The organism is Hyphomonas sp. (genome assembly GCF_041689225.1).
Lineage (GTDB): Bacteria > Pseudomonadota > Alphaproteobacteria > Caulobacterales > Hyphomonadaceae > Hyphomonas.
This window is the reverse complement of the sequence record NZ_JBDNGN010000079.1, coordinates 1-1,750: the sequence shown is the minus strand read 5'-3', so window position 1 is coordinate 1,750 and position 1,750 is coordinate 1. Positions and strand designations below refer to the sequence as shown.

Sequence of the window (1,750 nt, the reverse complement as noted above, 5' to 3'; positions counted from 1 at the left end):
TGCGATCTGGTCTGCGATGCAGTCCATCCGCAAAGCAGGCATGGCAGTCACCGGGCCATCTCTGGAGGAATACTTTTCAGGGCGCGAAGCAGATGCGGGTGGGGCGGACTACCTGATCAATCTGCCCAGCTACGCTGCCTACGGATTTGATGAGGTTATCACGCAGGCCCGTGTCGTCGTAGATACATACCATCGGCGCCAGCTGCTCGACGTTGCCGACGCGCTGCGCTCTGAGGCGCTTGGGGCAGGGGAGGGCTATGTTGAGCCGGGCAAGCTGCTGTCCAGCCATGATGGCCGTCTGGATGACATCCGCAAGGAAATGACGGGCGACCTGCCGCACCATGACTTCAACTCCGCGGGCATGGAATCCCTCTCGCTCCAGCAAATGGCCGCGGGACGCCGGGTCAAGACAGGGTTTGCGGATCTGGACGAACGCATCGGCGGGCTTGAGGAAGGCACTGTGACCATCCTCGCCGCGGGAACAAGCATGGGTAAATCGACCCTCGCTATCTGTATGGCGGTAAATGCCATGAAGGCCGGAACAGGGGTTGGCTATTTCACGCTTGAGATGTCGCGCCACTCTATGGCCCAGCGGGGCGGGGCTTACCTGCTCTATGACAACACGTCGAACAGCAACATTCACTACGCTGACGTGATGAACGGCAAGGCCAAGCCGTCTGACATCACCCGCATGACCCGTGTCTTCGAGGAGGAAGCGCATAACCGCCTGTTCCTTGATGACCGCGGCGAACTGACCACGGCCCTGATGTCTGAACGCCTTCGCAATTGGGAGGCCATGTCTCGGCGCAAGGGACTTCCCATGCCCAAGCTGATCGTCATCGACCACATGGGCAACATGCGCCCTCAGAAGTCGCGCCGGGATGCCTTCCAGGATGTCTCCGCGGTATCCAAGGAAGTTCTCGCCTTCGCCAAGCGCCACAGCGTTGCGGTGCTGGCCCTGAACCAGATCAACCGGAACTCGGTGCGTGAGGAGCGCAGGCCCGCCCTGCATGACCTTCGCCAGTCCGGTGAGATTGAGGAGGACGCCCACGCTGTCCTGTTCCTGCACCGTGATGAGCATTACGCGAAAAAGGAAATGGACGGGGCCAAGGACATCGACGCTTACAACAAGGCGTCAGAACGCTGGATGGCCAGCCGCGGTCACGCTGAAATCATCATCGCGAAGAACCGCAACGGGCCGCTCGATACCGTCCGTCTGCGCTGCGACATGGCCTGCAATGCTTTCTACGACCCACAAAGCAATGTCTCGGCAATCTGGGAGGCTTCAGCATGAGCCTCCCGTATTACAAACGCTTCCCACGCGATTTCCTCGACGCAACGGTTGGCATGAGCCTTGAGCAAAAAGGTGCCTACGGTCTCGTCCTTGATCTCATATTCATGCGCGGCAATTTGCCAGACGATTCTCAGTACATTGCAGGCCAGCTAGGATGCTCTGTTCGCAAGTGGAATAGCCTGCGCGAATACCTCGTTTCAGTCGGAAAGCTGAAGATCGAAAACGGCATGATCTCCAACTTTCGCGCAGATATTCTCCTCGAAGAAACGAGAAAATATCGAGAACAGAAGGCCGAAAACAGATCAAAGCACAAAGAAATCAAGGTTGAAGAAAAACGCCCGTCCACAAAGCGCGCGGAAATACAGATAACAGATAAAGAAGAAGGTGCTACCGCACCTAGCGCGAGCGAAGTTGTCGAAGACATCTGGAAGCTACTGCCACGCAAGAAGCGTGGTG

General features: G+C 57.5%; 2 protein-coding genes. Both read left to right on the top strand.

Annotated elements, in window-relative coordinates:
- Window positions 1-1,294 (top strand): replicative DNA helicase (locus tag ACESNB_RS07485; RefSeq protein ID WP_373005880.1); only part of this gene is annotated, 1,294 nt, incomplete at its 5' end.
- Window positions 1,291-1,750: DUF1376 domain-containing protein (locus ACESNB_RS07480; RefSeq protein ID WP_373005878.1), on the top strand; the 460-nt coding region annotated here is incomplete at its 3' end. The genes ACESNB_RS07485 and ACESNB_RS07480, both read left to right, overlap by 4 nt.